This is a genomic window from Alcaligenes sp. RM2 (assembly GCF_052931795.1).
In genome coordinates this window covers 446,785-466,110 of record NZ_JBRFIO010000003.1, presented here as the reverse complement: position 1 = coordinate 466,110, position 19,326 = coordinate 446,785, and the positions used below count along the sequence as shown (strand labels likewise).

19 protein-coding genes and 1 other RNA gene are annotated in these 19,326 nt (G+C 55.4%); 8 read left to right on the top strand and 12 right to left on the bottom strand.

Going from position 1 to position 19,326, the window contains the following annotated elements; translation table 11 throughout:
• Positions 1-1,521 precede the first annotated feature (1,521 nt).
• From ACU6HM_RS13795 to ACU6HM_RS13780, 4 genes are all read left to right on the top strand, one after another.
• Positions 1,522-2,487, top strand: a complete 966-nt coding sequence (locus ACU6HM_RS13795) for a sulfurtransferase (protein WP_321217571.1) — start codon at positions 1,522-1,524, stop codon at positions 2,485-2,487.
• Between the two features lie 11 nt (positions 2,488-2,498).
• Positions 2,499-3,605, top strand: a complete 1,107-nt coding sequence (locus ACU6HM_RS13790) for a YeeE/YedE family protein (RefSeq protein ID WP_009454926.1) — start codon at positions 2,499-2,501, stop codon at positions 3,603-3,605.
• Between the two features lie 11 nt (positions 3,606-3,616).
• Positions 3,617-3,781: a hypothetical protein gene (locus tag ACU6HM_RS13785; RefSeq protein WP_009454924.1), complete on the top strand. Its 165-nt coding sequence runs from the start codon at positions 3,617-3,619 to the stop codon at positions 3,779-3,781.
• 231 nt (positions 3,782-4,012) lie between these two features.
• Positions 4,013-4,993 (top strand): hypothetical protein, encoded by a 981-nt coding sequence (locus ACU6HM_RS13780; RefSeq protein WP_009454922.1) that lies wholly within the window; start codon positions 4,013-4,015, stop codon positions 4,991-4,993.
• Here ACU6HM_RS13780 and msrA read toward each other — a convergent pair.
• On the bottom strand, positions 4,990-5,520 hold the full coding sequence (gene msrA, locus ACU6HM_RS13775) for a peptide-methionine (S)-S-oxide reductase MsrA (RefSeq protein WP_009454920.1): 531 nt from the start codon (positions 5,518-5,520) through the stop codon (positions 4,990-4,992). The two genes, ACU6HM_RS13780 and msrA, sit on opposite strands and share 4 nt — an antisense overlap.
• Positions 5,517-5,885, bottom strand: coding sequence for a c-type cytochrome (locus ACU6HM_RS13770; RefSeq protein ID WP_232466663.1), 369 nt, complete (start codon positions 5,883-5,885; stop codon positions 5,517-5,519). Before ACU6HM_RS13770 ends, msrA begins: the two co-directional genes overlap by 4 nt.
• Positions 5,886-5,969: 84 nt before the next feature.
• Between ACU6HM_RS13770 and lgt the strand changes: the two genes are divergently transcribed.
• Positions 5,970-6,767, top strand: coding sequence for a prolipoprotein diacylglyceryl transferase (lgt, locus tag ACU6HM_RS13765; RefSeq protein ID WP_026485505.1), 798 nt, complete (start codon positions 5,970-5,972; stop codon positions 6,765-6,767).
• Positions 6,768-6,821: 54 nt separating this feature from the next.
• Here the strand turns inward: lgt and ssrS are convergent.
• From ssrS to ACU6HM_RS13750, 3 genes are all read right to left on the bottom strand, one after another.
• Positions 6,822-7,005: non-coding RNA, 6S RNA (ssrS, locus tag ACU6HM_RS13760), on the bottom strand.
• A gap of 53 nt (positions 7,006-7,058) precedes the next feature.
• Positions 7,059-7,370, bottom strand: a complete 312-nt coding sequence (locus ACU6HM_RS13755; protein WP_009454914.1) for a cell division protein ZapA — start codon at positions 7,368-7,370, stop codon at positions 7,059-7,061.
• A gap of 3 nt (positions 7,371-7,373) precedes the next feature.
• Positions 7,374-7,778, bottom strand: coding sequence for a hypothetical protein (locus ACU6HM_RS13750; RefSeq protein WP_009454912.1), 405 nt, complete (start codon positions 7,776-7,778; stop codon positions 7,374-7,376).
• Positions 7,779-8,118: 340 nt separating this feature from the next.
• Between ACU6HM_RS13750 and ACU6HM_RS13745 the strand changes: the two genes are divergently transcribed.
• Both ACU6HM_RS13745 and ACU6HM_RS13740 read left to right on the top strand, forming a co-directional pair.
• The gene (locus tag ACU6HM_RS13745) at positions 8,119-8,577 is read left to right on the top strand and encodes a tripartite tricarboxylate transporter TctB family protein (RefSeq protein WP_009454910.1); all 459 of its coding nucleotides are present in this window, start codon (positions 8,119-8,121) and stop codon (positions 8,575-8,577) included.
• Positions 8,578-8,594: 17 nt separating this feature from the next.
• Complete coding sequence (locus ACU6HM_RS13740; protein WP_446763945.1) at positions 8,595-10,100, top strand: tripartite tricarboxylate transporter permease; 1,506 nt, start codon at positions 8,595-8,597, stop codon at positions 10,098-10,100.
• A 190-nt stretch (positions 10,101-10,290) separates the two neighbouring features.
• Here ACU6HM_RS13740 and ACU6HM_RS13735 read toward each other — a convergent pair whose 3' ends face one another.
• The 4 genes from ACU6HM_RS13735 to ACU6HM_RS13720 all read right to left on the bottom strand — a co-directional run bounded on the left by ACU6HM_RS13735 (position 10,291) and on the right by ACU6HM_RS13720 (position 15,384).
• Positions 10,291-11,325 (bottom strand): NAD(P)/FAD-dependent oxidoreductase, encoded by a 1,035-nt coding sequence (locus tag ACU6HM_RS13735; RefSeq protein WP_446763944.1) that lies wholly within the window; start codon positions 11,323-11,325, stop codon positions 10,291-10,293.
• Between the two features lie 154 nt (positions 11,326-11,479).
• Entirely contained in the window at positions 11,480-13,165 is a 1,686-nt protein-coding gene (locus ACU6HM_RS13730) for an ABC transporter permease (RefSeq protein WP_022983205.1), read from the bottom strand.
• A gap of 12 nt (positions 13,166-13,177) precedes the next feature.
• Positions 13,178-14,263: an ABC transporter ATP-binding protein gene (locus tag ACU6HM_RS13725; RefSeq protein ID WP_022983206.1), complete on the bottom strand. Its 1,086-nt coding sequence runs from the start codon at positions 14,261-14,263 to the stop codon at positions 13,178-13,180.
• 83 nt (positions 14,264-14,346) lie between these two features.
• Positions 14,347-15,384 (bottom strand): ABC transporter substrate-binding protein, encoded by a 1,038-nt coding sequence (locus tag ACU6HM_RS13720; protein ID WP_009454900.1) that lies wholly within the window; start codon positions 15,382-15,384, stop codon positions 14,347-14,349.
• A gap of 224 nt (positions 15,385-15,608) precedes the next feature.
• Here ACU6HM_RS13720 and ACU6HM_RS13715 point away from each other — a divergent pair, with 224 nt between their 5' ends.
• Positions 15,609-16,532: an NAD(P)-dependent oxidoreductase gene (locus ACU6HM_RS13715; RefSeq protein WP_247966492.1), complete on the top strand. Its 924-nt coding sequence runs from the start codon at positions 15,609-15,611 to the stop codon at positions 16,530-16,532.
• A 1-nt stretch (position 16,533) separates the two neighbouring features.
• Here the strand turns inward: ACU6HM_RS13715 and ACU6HM_RS13710 are convergent, their stop codons facing one another.
• Genes ACU6HM_RS13710 through ACU6HM_RS13700 form a run of 3 tightly spaced genes read right to left on the bottom strand, consistent with a single transcriptional unit; the run spans position 16,534 to position 19,287 of the window.
• The gene (locus tag ACU6HM_RS13710) at positions 16,534-18,057 is read right to left on the bottom strand and encodes a sensor histidine kinase (RefSeq protein ID WP_009454892.1); all 1,524 of its coding nucleotides are present in this window, start codon (positions 18,055-18,057) and stop codon (positions 16,534-16,536) included.
• Positions 18,054-18,740 carry a response regulator gene (locus tag ACU6HM_RS13705; RefSeq protein WP_022983208.1) on the bottom strand — a complete coding sequence of 229 codons (687 nt, stop codon included), beginning with the start codon at positions 18,738-18,740 and terminating at the stop codon, positions 18,054-18,056. The genes ACU6HM_RS13710 and ACU6HM_RS13705 overlap by 4 nt, the downstream gene beginning before the upstream one ends.
• Complete coding sequence (locus ACU6HM_RS13700) at positions 18,721-19,287, bottom strand: RNA pyrophosphohydrolase (protein WP_009454891.1); 567 nt, start codon at positions 19,285-19,287, stop codon at positions 18,721-18,723. The genes ACU6HM_RS13705 and ACU6HM_RS13700 overlap by 20 nt, the downstream gene beginning before the upstream one ends.
• Positions 19,288-19,326 lie beyond the last annotated feature (39 nt).

The following is a 19,326-nucleotide window of genomic DNA, read 5'->3' as shown; positions in this document are numbered from 1 at the left end:
TTCTCTGGAGCAGAACCTAGAACTTTAACACAGAATTTTCTGATTTGTCAAGCTCCGGGTTTTACACCCTGTCAGTTTCCTGACCAGTCATTCAAGCTTCGGTGCGGGCCTCTTGGCCAAGGCGGTGAAACTTGTCTAACTGCTCTCTGCGGCGCTTCGGGAAAACCCTGTGTGTGCTGCAGCGAGAAAAGAACTATAGCACGAGGATTTTCCGCTTTGCAAGCGTTCTCTGAGGTTTTTCTTGGCATTTAAGAAGCAGAAACCCTTCAAAAACACTTAGACCATTGATAACAATAAGGAATAACTATAAAAATATTTTTTAGCTTAACTTCAGTTTTTTCGCCTTGGTAGCGGCCAGCTCATCCTCAACCGCATCTTCCAGACCAAACCGCTGTTTTTCTCGTGAAAATTGGCTAGATATTCTCCAGTCGCCTAATAGCCCCTTCTCTATATATAGAGACAGCGAAACTCATCACCCACACCAGTCATCAGCCCTTGTGCTTGCTTGCTTGCTTGCTTGCTTGCTTGCTTGCTTGCTTGCTTGCTTGCTTGCTTGCTTGCTTGCTTGCTTGCTTGCTTGCTTGCTGGATGGATGGATGGATAACGGACAAAAAAACGACCACACGAACACTGCATCGGCCCTATGCCTCCAATCAACAGTGTCTCTATATAGATAGCGAGTTGAATGGCCTCCAAGATCGAGCATTATGCAGGGCTGCTAGCCGCTCGGGGCCCCGGGACCGGGTGTTGGGGCGAGTCAGAGTACTTGCCGCAGTCGCAGTCATGATCGGGGATGCAAGCAGTCTGCTGTTTGAGCCCAAAGTTTGTGATTGGTCCGGGGGACCAATCACTGGGCGAGTTCAGACTGCGCCCCGATTGTGACTCCGACCAGGGGACCGGCGCATTGCGCCGGCAAGTAGTCCGCCCCAACACCCGGTCCCGGGGCCTCGAGTGGCGACCTACGTAGAGCGGTTGAAACAATGAGCGCCCTCTCTATATAGAAGGGCCATTCATTGTTGCGACTCAACCCTCTATATATAGTTGGGTGGTGAGCCTCCCCAAGAAGTAATCCAATCCCCCCACCCTCTATCCTCACTGACCTTCAATAGCCCTTTGGTTCTCAGTCTCTTTGCTTAGGTCTTAGATTCTCCGAGTCCCTAAGTCTCTAAGTCTCTAAGTCTGCACTCATGAGAACACCAGTCATCTCAACACATCCTCTCTAGTAGAAAAAACCCAGCTTTCTCTCACCGATAGAACGTCCTCTACACCGACACGCTCTCTCTATATAGAGGACAAAGACACACCTGCAGAAAGCAACTACAGAGACACAAGCTCACCCAAGGCAGGGCACAAACACAGCTCCCCCTCCTATCTACTCTATATATAGAGATCCTCCCCTCCTTACGCCCCCAAGCAATAAGCTAATCCCCAATTCATTGTTATTTTCTGTAGCCACGTTCATTACCATTCCTTATGCACTTAATCCTCTAAGCAGGCCTCTGCTTACTCAAGAGAGTAATAATGATCAAACCAATCCTCATCTCCTTGGCATTTGCATTCAGCGCGGTCCTGGCACCGACTGCTTCCGCAGAGCCAAGCACACCCGACACGGCAGCCAAACCAGCCGCATTGATCTCGGCTGGCGACCTGGCCACCAAGCTGGATCAAAACAATCTGCGCATTCTGGATATCCGCACAGACAAAGAATATGCAGCAGGCCATGTACCAGGTGCCGTCCACACTCCATATGGTGCCTACCGCGGCCCAGCCGAGAACGCCGGTGCCCTGCGCTCCGAAGCCGAGCTGTCTGCCCTGTTCAGCAAAGCCGGCATTTCCAAGGACAGCTACGTTGTCGTCACCTACGCGGGCGCCAACCCCACGGACTTCGGCGCAGCAGCACGCGTGTACTGGACACTGAAAGCTGGCGGCCTGACCCAGCTATCCATTCTGGACGGCGGCCTGCAAGCCTGGGAAGCCGAAGGCAAAGCCCTGAGCAAAGACGCCCCTACCGTCACCCCCACCGAATTCAGCTACCACTACAACAAAGACATGGTGGTCAGCACACAAGAAGTGGCTGACTACATCAAGAATGGCCAAGCCCCCGTCTTGCTGGACGCACGCCCAACCGAATTCTTCAAAGGCGAAAAGCGCGTTGACGCCGCCGCCCGCTACGGCACCCTGCCCGGCGCACGCGAGCTGGACTTCAACAGCTTTTTCCGTAGCGACAAACCTGTCCTGAAAGACACCGGAGAACTCGTCAAGATCGTCAAAGAACAAGGCCTGGACGACAAACCCACCGTTTCGTTCTGCAATACCGGCCACTGGGCTGCCACGAACTGGTTTGTCCTGTCCGAACTGGCCGGCAACCCTAACGTGAAGCTCTACCCCGAGTCCGTCGTGGAATGGAGCCGCAGCAACTTGCCTATGGATAACCAGCCCTCCCGTTTCGAAGTTCTGAAACTCGATGCCAAACGCGCCATTAACTAAAGAAATCGATCATGCTTTATCTGACTAGACTGGGCTTTATCCTGGCCAGCCTGGCCCTGATTGTTGGGGTCGCTCTGGTAGGTGGACTGCGCCAAGGCCTGCTCACCCTGCTGGGGATTGGCTTTGGTGCCGTCCTGCAAGGAGCCCGTTTCGGTTTCACGACCGGATGGCGTAACTATATCGAGCGCCGTGACCCTCAAGGTATCTGGGCACAAATGCTCCTGCTGGTATTGGCCGCTGCCTTCACCCTACCCTTGATCGCCGATAGTGGCGGTGAGCTGGTTGGCGCGATTGCCCCATTGACCATCAGCCTGGTATTGGGCGCCTTTCTGTTTGGCGCTGCCATGCAACTGGCCGATGGCTGCGGTTCCGGCACTCTCTATAAAGCAGGTGCTGGCGCACCCATTTCCTTCGCGGTTCTGCCTACCTTTGCCATTGGCAGCTTTCTGGGCGCATCGCACCAGCCCGGCTGGATTGCCCTGGGCGGCCTACCCGCTATCGACCTGACTGTGTCCTTGGGCTGGCCCACTGCCTTGTTGATTACCGTACTAGGCTGCGCCGCCGTATCCTGGTTCGTCGGCCGAGGTGCACGTCGCCATCGGAAAGAGCAAAACAGCCCACCTGCCAAATGGGAAATGCGCTGGTGGATGGGCGCTTTGCTGCTGGCCGTGCTGTATGCCATTCATATGATTGTTGCAGGCCAACCCTGGGGCATCGTCTATGGTATTGGCTTGTGGGGCGCAAAAGTATTCTCGGCTCTGGGCTGGTCCCCGGTTGGCGACGCATTCTGGGGCGTAGCTCCGCACGCACAACGTCTGGCTGAACCCGTCCTGGCTGACGTTACTTCGGTCACCAACTTTGGTTTGATTTTGGGCGCCATGGCAGCCTCACGCTGGAATCATCCTGCCAATTTCAAATCCCCCAATGCCCGCACTTTGTGGGTAGGCGCAATTGCGGGCCTGGTGATGGGCTACAGTGCCCGTATGGCCTTCGGATGTAATGTGGGCGCATTCCTGGGAGGCATTGCCTCGGCCAGCATCCATGGCTGGGTCTGGTTTGCACTGGCCTTTGCCGGGTCCATCATAGGCGTGCGCATTCGTCGCCGCGTTAATCCTTGAGTCGTGCAAGCATGAGCAAAACTACTTTCCGCCTTATTACCAGTACCTTCTGGCTGGTCGTTGTCTTGCTAGTTGTCATGGACAGCCTGCAAGACTATCCCTACCGCCCCGAGCCCGCCCCCATTGCCTGGGGTAGTGGACAAGCCGCTAGCGGCGGCCACTGCTCGGGTCGATAAGCCGGGGCCTACCCGGCCTGCACCCCCCCCTGATGGGAGAAAACCTGGCAGCCTTACTTGGCTGCATCGGGTTTCACCATCAGGGGTTTTCTTTTGGGTGAAGGAAAGCGCATCCGCTTGTAGTGACAAACCGACAGCCTGCATTGCCCGCCCCCACACAAGCGCCAGAGCACGACAAAGCAAGCACAGAGCCGTGCTAGCATCAATCAGATTTCCCAACCCTCTGTTGTCATGCTGACCTTCCTTCGCACCACCTTTAGCCGCAGCCTGCGCATGTTTTATACCGTTGCGCGCATCATGCTCCCCATCATGATTGCGGTGCGTATTGCCGCGCAGTTGGGTCTGATCGAGCAAGTCGGTAAACTGATAGGCCCGATCATGGCACTGGTTGGCCTGCCAGCCGAAGCCGGTATTGTCTGGGCAACCACTGCTCTGGCCGGTATTTACGCTGGCATAGGATCAATGGCGGCCTTGGGCGACAGCTTGAGTTTCAACGTGGCTCAAATCAGCGTCTTGGGCACCATGATGCTGTTTGCACACAATATGCCTATGGAACAGGCCATTGTGCGTCGGGCCGGAGCCAGCTTCTGGTTTACCGCCACGCTGCGGATTGTCTGCGCCCTGCTTTACGGTGGCCTGCTGGCCTGGGGTTTGAATAGCGCCGGGCTGTTACAGGAACCCGTGTCCCTTGCCTGGCTTTATGGGCAATCCAATGCCACACAAGGCGGTTGGCAAGGCTGGGTAGACTGGTTGTGGGGAACGGCCAGCTCGCTATTCATGACTTGGCTGATTATTCTTGGCCTGCTCCTGATCCTGTCAGTCCTGGAGAAAATCGGCTTCACCCGATTGCTGACTCGACTCCTGCTTCCCTTGCTCCGCTTTTCAGGCTTGGAAGAACGAGTCGCCCCCACCACCACGATTGGCGTATTGCTGGGTTTGAGCTACGGCGGTGCCTTGATTATTGATGAGTCCCGCCAGCAGAACTACAGTCCCAGAACACGCTTGCTGGCCTTGTCCTGGCTGTCACTGAGCCACTCCCTGATTGAAGACACCATTCTTATTCTGGCTCTAGGTGCCAACATCTGGGTGGCCCTGGTCGGCCGACTTGTTCTGACCTTGTTGATTATTGGCCTGATGGCCCGTCTGACATTACCAGGTAGCGCCCTGTACAGACGCTACCTTGCTTCTGCCTCGCATCCTCAGGATGCTTAGCTTTTTACCAGCAGATCCTGAAAACGCTGGTAGAACTTCTTGAGCTTGGGCGCAATGACCATCTGGCAGTACGCTTGCTCGGGGTTCAATGCAAAATAATCGTGGTGATAGTCCTCGGCCTCCCAGAAAGTGGAACTGTCGAGCACATGGGTCACGATCGGTGCATCAAACTGCGATTTGATTTCTTCGATGACCTCAAAGGCCTGGCGGCGCTGTTCTTCATTTTGACAAAAAATTGCCGACGCATACTGTGGTCCCTGGTCAGCGCCCTGACGATCCGGCGTGGTAGGGTCATGGGTCAGGAAAAATACCTCCAGCAAATCCCGATAGGAAATGACGGAAGGGTCGAATTCCACTTTGACCACTTCAATATGGCCGGTCTGCTTGCCGCAAACCTGCTCATAGGTGGGATGCTCTACATGGCCGCCACAATATCCGGGCACCACAGACTGCACACCTCGCAAGGCTTTGAAAATCCCTTCAGTGCACCAAAAACATCCGCCACCTAATATGGCTGTTTCCTTCATGAATTCTCCTTTGTTGACGAATTGGCTAGACTCAGCAACCAGGCTGCAATAGCTTGTGCTTGCTCGGCGCTGATCCGGTTTTGAGCGGGCATGGGAATAGCTCCCCAGTTCCCCCGACTACCCTGTTGAATTTGTCGCTGCAAATACGCCTGAGTTTCCTGCGCCGGACCTGACGCGTAGCGTTGGGCGATCTCCCGAAAAGGGGGCCCGACCCGTTTACGATCAATTTGATGACAGGACAAGCACTGCGCCTGCACGATATCCATCAACGCTAACGTATCAGCCTTTGCCACCGGATTAAAGATCATCAATCCACAAAAAACTACTAATGGTAAACGTCTGGCCCAAGAGACTGAATGCAGCATGATCCTTCCCTTACAATTTACCCAGCCCTGGTCTGGGCTCGCAGTCACGCTATTATCTGATATTCATCTCTGTAATGGGCACGCATGTTAATTCACCCGCAGTTTGATCCCGTCGCCATACAACTTGGACCCCTTGCCATTCATTGGTATGGCTTGATGTATTTAGTGGGCTTTGGCCTGGTTTGGCTGGCTGGCACAGCGCGTATCCGTGCGGGCTATGACTTGCTGACCCGCAAGGACCTGGAAGACCTGATCTTTTACTGCGTCCTGGGCGTGGTGGCAGGTGGGCGTCTGGGCTACACCCTGTTCTATCAACCCTCTTACTACTTGTCGCACCCGCTGGAGATTCTGTATGTCTGGCAAGGTGGCATGTCCTTTCATGGTGGTCTGATCGGTGTGCTGGTGACAATTGCGCTGTTTGCTCGAAACCGTCAACGGCGTTTTCTGGAAGTCAGCGATTTTCTGGCTCCCCTGATTCCCTTGGGGCTGGCCGTGGGCCGCCTGGGTAATTTCATTAACGGCGAACTATGGGGTCGCCCCAGTGATGTGCCCTGGGCCATGGTATTTCCGCAAGTGGACGCAACCCCTCGCCATCCTTCGCAGTTGTATGAGATGGCCCTGGAGGGCATTGCCCTGTTTATCTTGCTGTGGTGGTTCACGCGTCGTCCACGCGCCGTCGGTCAAACCAGTGCCCTGTTCCTGATCGGCTATGGTTTCTTCCGCTTCATGGTGGAATACACCCGCGAGCCCGACGGCTACCTGGGCCTGCTCAGCGCAGGCTTGTCGATGGGGCAGTGGTTGTCCTTGCCCATGATTGTCGCTGGCCTGGCTCTGTTTGCGTATGCCAGCAAACGAGACGTTGCGCCTGGCAGTCAGAAATAAACAAAACAGCAGAAAAGAAAAAAGCCCGTCCAGATCTGGACGGGCTTTTTTTGCAGGTGCCCCACCATTGCCGTCAAGACCGGCATCCTGGAACCGAGGGTCCAAGATCGGCTGTCATCAAGCCAGCTTCGGGTTCGTCGACGAGGACGATCGCTCCTACTGGCTAATCCAACAACCTGTATGCCAAAAGCATTGGTTCAAGGAATGTATGGTCGTGTCACGAACACGGCAGGGACTTACTGGGATGAAGCAGCCCGCGAGGGACAACAAGGGACTGCTTTCAAATTTGGTTTAGCGCGCGGTACCCGAAGGTTCGATGACCTCGTCAATCATTGCGTGCATGTCTTCAATTTTACGCTTGAAATCGCCAAAAGCAACATTAGCCAGAGGACCATCAGGTGCTTTAGCGGATAAAAACTCGCTGGCGATCTGAATGGCGGCCATGACGGCGATACGTTCGTTGCCAGAGACACGGCCCGAACCCTTGATAGACTGCATGCGCTGGTCTACCAGTTTGACAGCTTCCAGCAAGCGCGCTTTTTCGGAAGGAGGGCATGCCAGAGAGTAATCGCGGCCCAACAGGGAAATATCGACTCGTTCCATGACTTACTCCTGTACGGCACCGGGTAAACGCATCAGGATCGAACCGATCTGGTCGCGAGCCTGTCCTGCTACATCACGCAACACACCCATACCCGCGCGTGCGCTGTCCAACTCGCGACGCAAGGCAACTACCTGGGCCTGTTCCTGTTCAAGCAGCTTTTTCAGTTCTGCCTGATCAGCCTGCGCTTGTTGCTGCACCATATCCAGTTGACGCTGATGCGAAGCAACACCGGTGGACAGGGACTCGAACTCATCTTGTTGACGACGATTTTGCTGGCGCAAGGCGTCCAGCTCGGCATCCTGAGTTTTCAGACGAGCTAATAATTGAGCGCGTTCAGCGTTGAGCTGACGAGATTGCTCTACCAGTTGACCGATACGGTCAGCGAGAAAGTCGAGATCTTGCAACATGGGCCTTATCGTAAACCATTGCTAGCGTTACTGGGTAGAGGAATTTCATACTAATGATAACCTTTCACCCATCTTTCCATTACCTTTCAAACTTCTTTCAAAGCCTGCCATCCACCTACGAACACGCTCCCAAAAAACCCTAAATTTTCAGAATTACCGGGAAAACCCTTAAAAACTAGGGTCATCTCAGGGTTTCCAGTCTTCAAGTGCTCCATTACCATGCGTCACCTCTGTTCAATGCAGTCGGCACACGCAGAGTATGGAGCCCGCTCCACTATAAAGAAGCTGACACAGGAAAAAGGAAAACCAATGCGCAAGGCAGACAAGGAGAATCCACCTTATGCAAATTAAAAATAAACAGGACTTCTGGTCCGGGGTCATGTTCGTGGTCGTGGGCGCCGCTTTCGCGCTCGGGGCCACCAGCTACTCGATGGGAACAGCCGCCCGCATGGGGCCCGGCTACTTCCCCTTCTGGCTTGGTGTATGCCTGAGCTTGTTAGGGGCGGTCGTCACTTTGGGCTCGATGTCTGCCAAAGCAGAAAGCACTGAGGTAGAGAAGTTTAACTGGAAAGTGCTCTTCGTTATCATCGGCGCGGTCGTGCTTTGCGGTCTGACACTGAACTCGCTGGGTGTTTACATCTCCATTTTCCTGCTTGTACTGATCAGCAGCTTTGCCAGCCATGAATTTAGCTGGCCTGTTGCACTGGGCGCAGCCGTCTTTTTGGTGCTGTTCGTCTGGTTGGCATTCATCAAGGGCCTGGGGCTGGTGTTCCCCCTGTGGCCAAGTTTTCTGGCCTGATTAGGGGGTGAACGAATATGGAATTATTTGACAACCTGATGCTGGGTTTCTCGGTGGCGATCACGCCCGAGAACCTGGCCTACGCTTTGCTCGGTTGCATACTGGGCACCTTGATTGGCGTGTTGCCAGGCATTGGCCCTGTGCCAACCATTGCCATGCTGCTGCCCATTACGTATGTGCTGCCTCCCGTTGCTGGTCTGATCATGCTGGCCGGTATTTACTATGGCGCCCAATATGGTGGGTCCACAACGGCCATTCTGGTCGCCCTGCCGGGAGAAACCTCGGCGGTGGTAACGGTGCTGGACGGACACCAGATGGCCCGTAATGGCCGGGCCGGTGCTGCCCTGGCGATTGCTGCTCTGGGTTCTTTCTTTGCCGGATGTGTGGCCACCGTGCTGCTGGCCGCTTTTGCACCGCCCTTGGCTGAAGTCGCCTTCAAGTTTGGACCTGCGGAGTATTTCTCATTAATGGTCTTGGGCCTGGTCGGTGCTGTGGTGCTGGCTTCGGGCTCCCTGCCCAAAGCTATCTGCATGATCTTGCTGGGTCTGCTGCTGGGTATGGTCGGTACCGACGTGAACTCCGGTGTTGCCCGTTACGACTTCGGTATTCCAGAACTACAAGACGGTATCGACTTCGCCGTGGTGGCAATGGGTGTGTTTGGTTTCTCCGAAATCATGAACAACCTGGAGCTGGGCGATCAACGCGTGGAGATCACTGGCAAGGTCGGGTCGCTGTACCCCAACAAGCAAGAGTTCAAGGAGTCCTGGCCTGCTGTCGTGCGTGGTACCGCCATGGGTTCTTGCCTGGGTATCTTGCCCGGTGGTGGCGCGGTGCTGTCCTCCTTTGCGTCTTACACATTGGAGAAGAAAATCTCCAAGAACCCGGAACGCTTTGGTAAAGGTCACCCTGCTGGTCTGGCCGGTCCCGAGTCTGCCAACAACGCTGCCGCTCAAACCTCCTTCATCCCGCTGCTGACCTTGGGTATCCCCGGTAACGCTGTGACCGCGCTGATGATTGGCGCCATGACCATCCACAACATTCAGCCTGGTCCACAAGTGATGACCAGCCACCCCGAACTGTTCTGGGGGCTGATCGCCTCCATGTGGATTGGTAACCTGATGCTGGTCATCCTGAACCTGCCATTGGTAGGACTGTGGGTGAAACTGCTTAAAGTGCCCTACCGCCTGCTGTTCCCCGCCATTCTGGTGTTCTGCACGGTGGGTGTGTACTCGCTGAACTACAACGTGTTTGACATTCTGGTCACCGCCGCCTTCGGTTTGGTGGGCTACGTCTGGTCCAAGCTGCGTTGTGAAGGAGCTCCGCTGTTGCTGGGTCTGGTCCTGGGACCAATGATGGAAGAAAACTTCCGTCGTGCCCTGCTACTGTCCCGCGGTGATTACAGCACCTTTGTGACACGTCCTCTGTCCCTGTCGCTGCTGGTCCTGGCTGCCTTCCTGGTTGTGGTTGTAGCCCTTCCTTCGGTGAAAAAGAAACGCGAAGAAACCTTCGTCGAAGAGGACTAAGACACCGTCCGTTCTCTGGTTTGAACGCTCCCGCTGAAAGGGAGCATTCAAACCGGCGCAGTCAACAAGAAGGCCTGATTTCGTCTCTCCACGAAATCGGGCCTTTTTCTTTATTAGCTGGTTTCGCTGCCTGCTTTCAAGACAGCTCAATCTTTGAAAGAGCGTACAGCCCTACGTCAGGAAACAAACCTCAGGCAGCCAGAACTGCCTGCGTACACAAGCTTCCCAACAAGGGAGCCAGAATGACACCGGGGTGAGCCACGACGGCGAACAAACCATCTACAGTCCCAATAGGCCCACACAATGGCTGCTTGTTACTAGTCATGGGGCGCTGCCCGACCTCTATCGACAAGATGCGCGGGACAGAAGGCAGTTGCAGCAACTGAGCAATGGACTGACAGGTTTGCTCGGCCAGGCGCTGCAAACCTGCCTCGCCTTCCAAGGGATAATCCAACGCCGACATCAACCCTCTTTCTTTGTCCGGTCGCACCTCCAGATCCTGAGCACAGAGTAAATGCCGGACCCGATTTCTATCAGCATCCAGGCGCAGTAACACGGCGGGCTGTTGCTCTATAGGCAACGCTACCCCTGCACTGGCTGCCAAAACCAAGGCACCATAAGCATTGGCCAGCACCACCTTGTCGGCCACGATGACTTGCCCTTGCACTTCTATACCGTTCACTCGCCCTCCTGCCGACAACACACGCTGTACCGTACCGGACAGAACCGTGACGCCATTCGCTTGTGCCGCTTGAATAAAACAACGTGCCAGATCTACTGGCTCCAAGGCGAAATCATCGGGCGCCCACATTGCCAAATCCGGTACGGCTGCCAACGACGGTTCTTTCTGACGCACTTGCGCGGCTGACAGGCTTTCAACCCTGGAACCGGCTGCCAGATGCTCGGCAATCAAGGCGGCTGTCTCGTCCGTCGTTTCCCCCCAGGACAAGGCTCCACGCACGGTCACAGGCAATGCCCCCAAGGTCTGCTTCAGACGCGTGTACTCTTCCAGAGCGTGTAGACGCAAGGCAAAGGCGTCAGTGTCATCAGAAGGTGTACTGGCGCTGGCTCCTACCCATCCAAAAGAGGCAGCGGTTGCGCTAGGCACACTACCCGAACCCTGATCGATCAAAGTGACTGCGGCACCCGCTTGAGTCAGATGCCAGGCGACCGACGCCCCCATCACACCACCACCGACGACCAGCACTTTGCATTTATGCGTCATAGCTTTCTACTAATGGGTAAACAAAAAACAGCCAGCCCCTTGTGCGCATGAACAAGCGAATAGCCAGCCAGGCAACAAGATACGGTCTGCTTTCAGCAAAAACAACAAGGGCCTGAATCCCTTGCGGAATTCAGGCCCTTGAGATCAGTCCAACTTACATCGTGCCTTGGCGGCGCTTGTAAAAGTTACCGATATACATGGCCAGCAGCACCAGCACGGTAGAGATCAGAATCATGATGATCCCCAGCGCCGAGAGCTTGCCCCACAACCCATCTTCGGCATAACCCAGCACCTGTACCGCCAGCACTTCCGTACCGGGACGGGACAGCACCACCGACACCGTCAGCTCACGAATGAACATGGTTGCCATCAAGATCCAGGCCGACACCACACCAGGAATCAGCAAAGGAATAATGATGCGGCGCATGGTGGTCCAGGAACTGGCCCCGGCAACGGCCGAGGACTCCTCCAGGTGGGCATGGACCTGCACAAAAGCGGCCGACAAGGGTCGGATACCGTAAGGCAGATAAGCGGCGATATAGGCCAGCAGCAAAGCGGTCAGCGTGGCATACAAAGGCGTTTGCACAAAGAACCACATAAAGCCGATACCGATCACAATCCCCGGGAAGGAAAAGGAAAGGAAGCTCAAGGTATCCAGCAGCGCCGCCGCCCGCGTTCGTAACTTGACCACCACATAGGCCACAAACAGCGATAGCAATACACCCAGACTGGCTCCGACCACAGCCAGGAACAAACTGTTCTTCATGGCCACTTTGGAGATCGGATCTTGAATGACATCAATCCAGTTCGCCCAGCTCATCAAGGAGAAGGCGCGAGCACTAGGCACCATGGAGTACGGAATCATGGAGGTATACAGCAACACGGCCACAGGCAGCACCACCATCAGCAAACTGATAATGCCCACAATGATGAACAAGGGGATTTTCGCGCGACGCAATTCCAGCTGAGTGGGTTTGAAACCACGGCTGGAGATCGTCACATACTTGCTGCTTTCTTTCGTCATGTAGCGATACAGAACGATCAGGGCAATAGAGGCCGACAGTACACTCATGCCCAGCGCCGCCGCTTTTCCGTAATCTGGAGCGAAGCCGGTAGAGATCATCTCGAACAGATAAGTGGCCAGCACATCCACACGACCTGGGGTACCCAGAACTCGTGGCACGGCGTAGGAAGCCAAGGCCCGCACAATCGCCAGAATGAAAGCCGCCATGATGGCTGGACGCAGAATCGGCAGGGTAACCCGCGTCAAGGTACGCCACAGACCGCCCCCGAATACACGGGAGGACTCCTCCATGGAAACGTCAAAAGAGGCCATGGCAGGCGCAATGATCAGGTAGGCCACAGGCATGTTCAACAAGCCTTCAACCAGAATCATGCCCCACAGGGAATAGATGTTCAGCGGTGCTTCCTGCAGGCCCAATGTATCCTGCAAGAACATATTGATCAGGCCGTTGGACGGGTTTAGCAGCAAGGCCCAGCTAACCGAGAACAGCAAGTGCGGAATCATCATGGGAACGATGGACAGCACAGTGAACACCCCTTTCATGGGCATGTTCGTACGCGTATTCAGGTAGGCCAGGAAAACAGCCAGCGCAGTAGAGAACAGGGAAGAGCCCAGCACGAAAACCACCGTATTGAAGGTGACTTCCAGCAAGAAGGGATCGGTGTAGGCGGCTACGTATTTAGCCGTGGTAAAGGAACCAAAAGCCGTCAGGCCCTGCGAGAAGCTGCCCAGCAGCAACATCAGGACCGGGCACAGCGTCAGAAAGCCGACGATCAGAATAAGCGACCAGCTAAGTGGTCTGCGTGTGTGATTCATGATGCCCCGCCCTTATGCCGACAACAGCATGCAGTGTTCAGGGTGCAGGTTAAAGCGTACGGTATCGCCCTCTTTCACCTTCACGTCTGGATCAATACACACCAGAAGCTGCTCTTTACCCACTTTGACCTCGGCCTCGTAGGACTCACCGACGAACTCCAGGGCCTGGACCTGACCGTGGAACAGGTTCTGCCCCACTTCATTGGCCTGGCTGCTGACACGAATAAATTCTGGGCGAATGCACAAGGTAACTTCGGTGCCCACGGGCAGGTCACGCTTCTTGCAATGCAGTTGGCCCAGTTCGCATTCCACAATGGTGGAGTCTGCACGCTGCTCCAGCACTTTGGCGCTGATCTGGTTGGCACGACCAATAAAGTCGGCCACAAAGCGGTGATCGGCATCAAAGTAAATTTTTTCTGGCGTACCAATTTCCAGAATCTTGCCACCACGCATCACAGCGATGGAGTTGGACAAGGCCAATGCCTCGACGCGATCATGCGTCACGTACACAGCGGTAATGTCCAGACGGCTCAGAAATTCGCGCAGTTCTTTACGGGTTTCTTCACGCAGCTTGGCATCCAGGTTACTGAGCGGCTCATCAAACAAAATGACTTTAGGCTCGGCCACCAGGGCTCGGGCCAATGCCACACGCTGCTGCTGACCACCGGACAGACGCGTTGCGGAACGCTGATCCACCCCTTCCAGCTGCACAAACTTCAGGATGTTCGCGACTTTTTCACGAATCACCTCTTTGCGCTCGCCGCGCACTTGCAAGGGGTAAGCGATATTGTCGAACACCGTCATGTGCGGCCAGATGGCGTATGTCTGAAACACCATGCCCAAACCGCGCTTTTCCACCGGCACAGCAATATTCTTGGCGCTGGACCAGACGATCTCGTCCCCAATGCGGATTTCACCCTCGTCTGGGGTTTCCAGACCAACAATGCACCGCAGCAGCGTGGTTTTGCCGCAGCCGCTGGGCCCTAACAGTGTGAAAAACTCATTAGCGGGAATCGTCAGGTTGATATTGTCCAAAGCCTTGAAGGTTTTGCCCTCTGAGACATAGGTCTTGCTTAGGCCGGTAATTTCAATTTGCATAATGAGTAAATGTTTTCAATAAAAATAAGGCGAGGCGCCAAGGCGCCCCGTTCTAGACGAACCTGTCGTTCTTGTCGTCCCGATTAACGGACGGCGAAGATACGGCTGAATTCGCGGCCCCAACGGACCAGTTCTTCGTCGCTCAGGTCGCGAATAGGCTCGACCTTGGCTTTATCGATCCCCGCAACCGGAGGGTGTACCCCTGGAGCCAGGACGTATTCGCCAACCTTGTTGGCCAGAATGCCCATGGCTTCATTACCCAGCCAGTAGTCCAGGAACACGCGAGCAGCATCAGGATGCGGTGCATTCTTGGTCAGGGCGATGGCACGTGGGGAGCCCAGCAAGGGCTGATCCGACATGGGGCCCCAGGCCAATGGCGCAGGCGACTTGGTCACGATGTACTTGGGCATGGAAATGGCAATCAACTTCTCGCCACTTTCAATAGGAGCCGGAGTTGGGCCAAACGAGGCCACGAACATGGGCTTGTTGGCAGCCAGGCCTTTCAGGAAGTCCAGCCACTGCTCTTCACTGCTAAAGACCTTTTCCTTCAAACCAATCAGCCAGCCAATGGTGGAGGGGTGGTTGGAAGGGTTGGCCATCACAATCTTGTCTTTCCACTTGGGATCGGCCAGATCTTCGTAGCGTTGTGGCGCATCCTCGGCCTTGAGGTGGTCCGTATTATAGATATAAGACACATATTCGATGCCAAATTGAATAATCGAATCGTCTTGAATGGCCCACTCGGGGTAGCCCTGCACGGCTTCGGACTGATGGGGAATCAGCACGCCCTGCTCTTTGAGCAGTTGCAGCATGGGCAAGGGAGCCTGAACCACGTCCGCCATCAACTTGCCGGCATTGAACTCGGTCAGGATGGTGGGGATGAACTTGGAGCTGGAAATACGGGTGTATTTGCCTTCAATGCCTTGCGCTTGTTGCAAGGCCTTCATGATGGGCTCTACCGCCGTGATGTTGGCGTAGAAAACAGCCTGGCCTTGAGCCTTTGCTTTTTCCAGTACGGCTGCGTCTGCCGCCCACGCCGCCCATGGCAAAGAGGTACTCATAGACGCCAGTCCGGTGGCACCTGCCAGCTTCAAGAAACGACGACGATCAAAAGTGGTCATAGGATTCAAGTTCCAGTTAATTAGCCAGGAAATTATGTGCGCCCATCATAATCCAGACAGGCAAATTCCATTTATTACAGATCTATGTTTGGTTTAGAACATGAGGGGCCTGACGCCGTCAAGCCTAAAACGTTTTGCCGCTTATTCGGGCAGGCAAAGATCAAGCCGATAAAGCTGCGCTAAGCTGTACGATCGAACAGATTATTTTCCAGGAGACCCGCGCCATGACCCCATCCATTCAGCCTAAACACTATGAACCCGCCAGCCCGCAAAAAGTGGCGTTCATTGGTCTGGGGGTGATGGGCTATCCCATGGCAGGACATCTGGCCCAGGCAGGGCATCAAGTCACGGTGTACAACCGCAACCCGGCCAAGGCGGAACAATGGAGTAAAGAGTTCAAACAGGAATGGGCCGCTACACCAGCCCTGGCCGCTGCCCAAGCAGACATTGTCATGGCCTGTGTGGGCAATGATGATGACTTGCGCTCGATTTTTCAGGGGCCGAACGGTGTGCTGGCAGGCATGAGGGCAGGGAGCCTGTTTATCGACCACACCACTGCCTCCGCCGAAGTGGCCCAGGAACTGGGAGCACAGGCGGCCAAGCAAGAAGTTGCATTTATCGACGCCCCCATTTCTGGCGGACAGGCGGGTGCCCAGAAAGGCATGCTCAGCATTATGTGTGGTGGGCAAGCTGAGGATATGGAACGCGCCCGCCCGCTGATGATGAGCTACGCCCAGGCCTGCACCCTGATGGGGCCCTTGGGGTCCGGGCAGCTGTGCAAGATGGTGAACCAGATTGCCGTTGTCGGACTCTTGCAAGGTCTGGCCGAAGCCATGGCTTTTGGTGAACGGGCCGGACTGGATATGGAGCAGGCCCTGTCTGTATTGACCAAGGGTGCGGCGCGCAGCTGGCAAATGGAAACTAAAGGCCCCACAATGCTGGCCAGAGACTTTCAGCCCGGCTTTACCGTGAACTGGATGTTGAAGGACCTGGATTTGGTGCAGCGGGAGGCACAGCGTAATGGGGCCCAGCTTCCCGCAACTCGCTTGATTCAGGAGCAGTTTGCGAAGATTGCCCAGCAGGGCCATCGCGATTGGGATATTTCTACCCTGTTCAATCTGCTGGCCCGTCCAAACGACGCGGCTTAATTCACGTGTTTTCTGGTTTAGGCGCTTCGGGCTGCAGCAAAGGCAAGCGTAGCGTCGCCTTCAAACCGTAGCCGCCCATATCGTTGGGCTCCCCATCGGTCAGCACAATCGTGCCGCCATTGCGCTCGGCGTAAGCCAGCGCAATGGCCAGACCCAGCCCGGAGCCAGAACCCCGTCCACCCTTGCGTGCCGGGCCGCCCCGGTCAAAACGTACAAATACGCTTTCACGCAAACTGGCGGCCAAGCCCATGCCGTTGTCGGTAACGCTGATCCAGGCCAGCTTGTCGTCATGCCCGGCAGAAACCGTAATTGCACTGCCACTACCAGCGTGATTGATGGCGTTGTGAATCAGGTTGGAAACGGACTCATGGATCTCGGCATCGCTGGCATACACCCACAAAGGTGCCTGCTCGCCCTCTTCTCCTGGCCCGATCCAACCCAGATCCTGACGATGCTCACGGGCCAAAGGCAGATATTGCAGCACCACCTCACGCCCCAGACTGGCCAGGTCAACCTGCCCCTGGCTCATGGTGGTGGTATGGCTGGCATGAGCCAGAGCCAACAACTGCTCGGTCAGGCGAGTCGCCTGCCCCAATTGCTTGATGATCGCCCCCAGGGACTCACGGACACGCTCGATATCCGGTTCACGGCGAGCGTATTGGGCCTGGGTATGAATGATCGCCAAAGGGGTGCGCAATTGATGCGAGGCGTCGGCCAGAAACTGGGCCTGCCGATCCAGCACGGAACGATACAACTCAATATGGTGATTGACCGAACGCACCAAAGGCACTACTTCACGAGGAACATCACGCTCGTCCAAAGGCTGCAAGTCGTCCACGCTACGGTTACGCACTTCCTGTCGCAAGGCCTGCAGGGGGCGCAAGGCCCACGCTACGGCAAACCACACCAACGCCACAGCCAGCAGCAACATACGCAAATTGCGGAAAATACCTTCGCGCCAGGCTTCTTGCTGGGTGCGCAACCGCAAATCCAGGCTTTCGCCCACCATGACCAGAACCTGCCTGTGCTGGCCTTTGTAGTGCAGATCGCGCCACAAGGCCACCATGCGCACGGTGTCATTGCGGAAATATGAATCGTAGAAAACCGGCACGCCTTCATGGTCGGCCAGATTGGAAGGACGCGGCAGCCCTTCCATCCCCAGCAAGGTGCGCCCTTTTAACTGATTGGCATCAACACCGCCCAGGTTACGGACCAAAGGGGTAATTTCTTCGACACGGAAATACTTGCGATTACCCGGTCGGGATTCCAGCATGACCTGCGCATAAAAAGGCGGATCAATACGCAAACTGCCGTCAGTATTGAACTCCACGCTGGTCTCCAGCACTTTGGCCGGTTCCAGCAAGGCGCTGTCGTAGACATTTTCCGTGACCGCGTTCATGGCCAGGTAGTCTTCCCAGCTGTCGTAAAGCAGTAAAGCCACCACCCCCGGTATCAGCAGTACCAGCAGCCAAAAGCGCAAACTGCCTTGCCAGGCATTGGCGGGGGGTGGAGAAGGGGCCGTCATGAAACGCCGGATTCCGCCTCAAGCACTTCCAGCATGTAGCCCAGACCACGCACCGTCACGATGTGCACATCGCTATTGGCCAGTTTCTTGCGCAAGCGATGCAGGACAACCTCGATGGCATCAGGGCTGGCATCGCTATCGTGCTCGAATACTCGGGCAAATAGCTGAGACTTTTCTACAGGCATGCCAGAGCGGCTGATCAGAACCAGCAAGGCCGCATGTTCACGCGGCGTCAAATGCACAATGGCATTGTCCAGCAGGAATGCCCGGCTCTCAGGGTTGTATTCCAAAGAGCCACAGCTGACCACTGGAGCCACCCGGCCACGGCTACGCCGTACCAGTGCCGCCAGACGAGCTTCCAGCTCTTCCAGGGCAAAGGGTTTGGTCAGGAAATCATCGGCACCCAGATTCAGACCACGAACGCGATCCTGCAAGGCGCCTTGAGCGGTCAGAATCAGCACAGGAGTGTGATCGCCGCGTTCGCGCATCTCGCGCAAAAGCACCAGCCCGTGTTTGTCGGGCAGGCGCAAATCCATCACGACCGCATCATACTCATGGGCCGCCAACAATACTTCTGCCGAGCGGGCGTCATGAGCGGGATCGGGCAAAAAACCACTTTGCGCCAAGGCCCGCTCCAGCCATGCGGCCATTTCCCGCTCATCTTCAACCAATAATATGCGCATGATCCCTGCTATCTAAGGTATCGGCATCAACTGCGCTTTGCAGGCGCTGACGTAAATAACGATTTTCCTGCCGTCGTCGGAACAAAATATCCGACAGCTCGTTCAGCGCTTGCTGATAGACTTCCCGCTTGAACTCAATCACTGAATCAAGTGGCACCCAATATTGACTCCAGCGCCATGCATCAAACTCCGGCGTCGACGAGGAACGCAGGCAGACATCACTGTCTCGCCCTACCAGCCGCAACAGGAACCAGATTTGTTTCTGGCCCTTGTAATGGCCACGCGCCTCCCGACGTACAAAATGATTGGGCACGTTGTAGCGAAGCCAATCTCGCGTCCGGCCTAATATACGGATATGCTCAGGCAGCAAGCCCACTTCTTCATGCAGTTCGCGGTACATCGCTTGTACGGGTGTTTCACCGTATTTAATACCGCCTTGCGGGAACTGCCAGGCATGTTCCCGAATACGCTTGCCCCAAAAAACCTCGTTCTTGCGATTAACGAGGATAATTCCGACATTAGGACGGTAGCCTTCACGATCTAACATAGGCCACCTCTAACGAATTCAATACAATTAGATCTGATT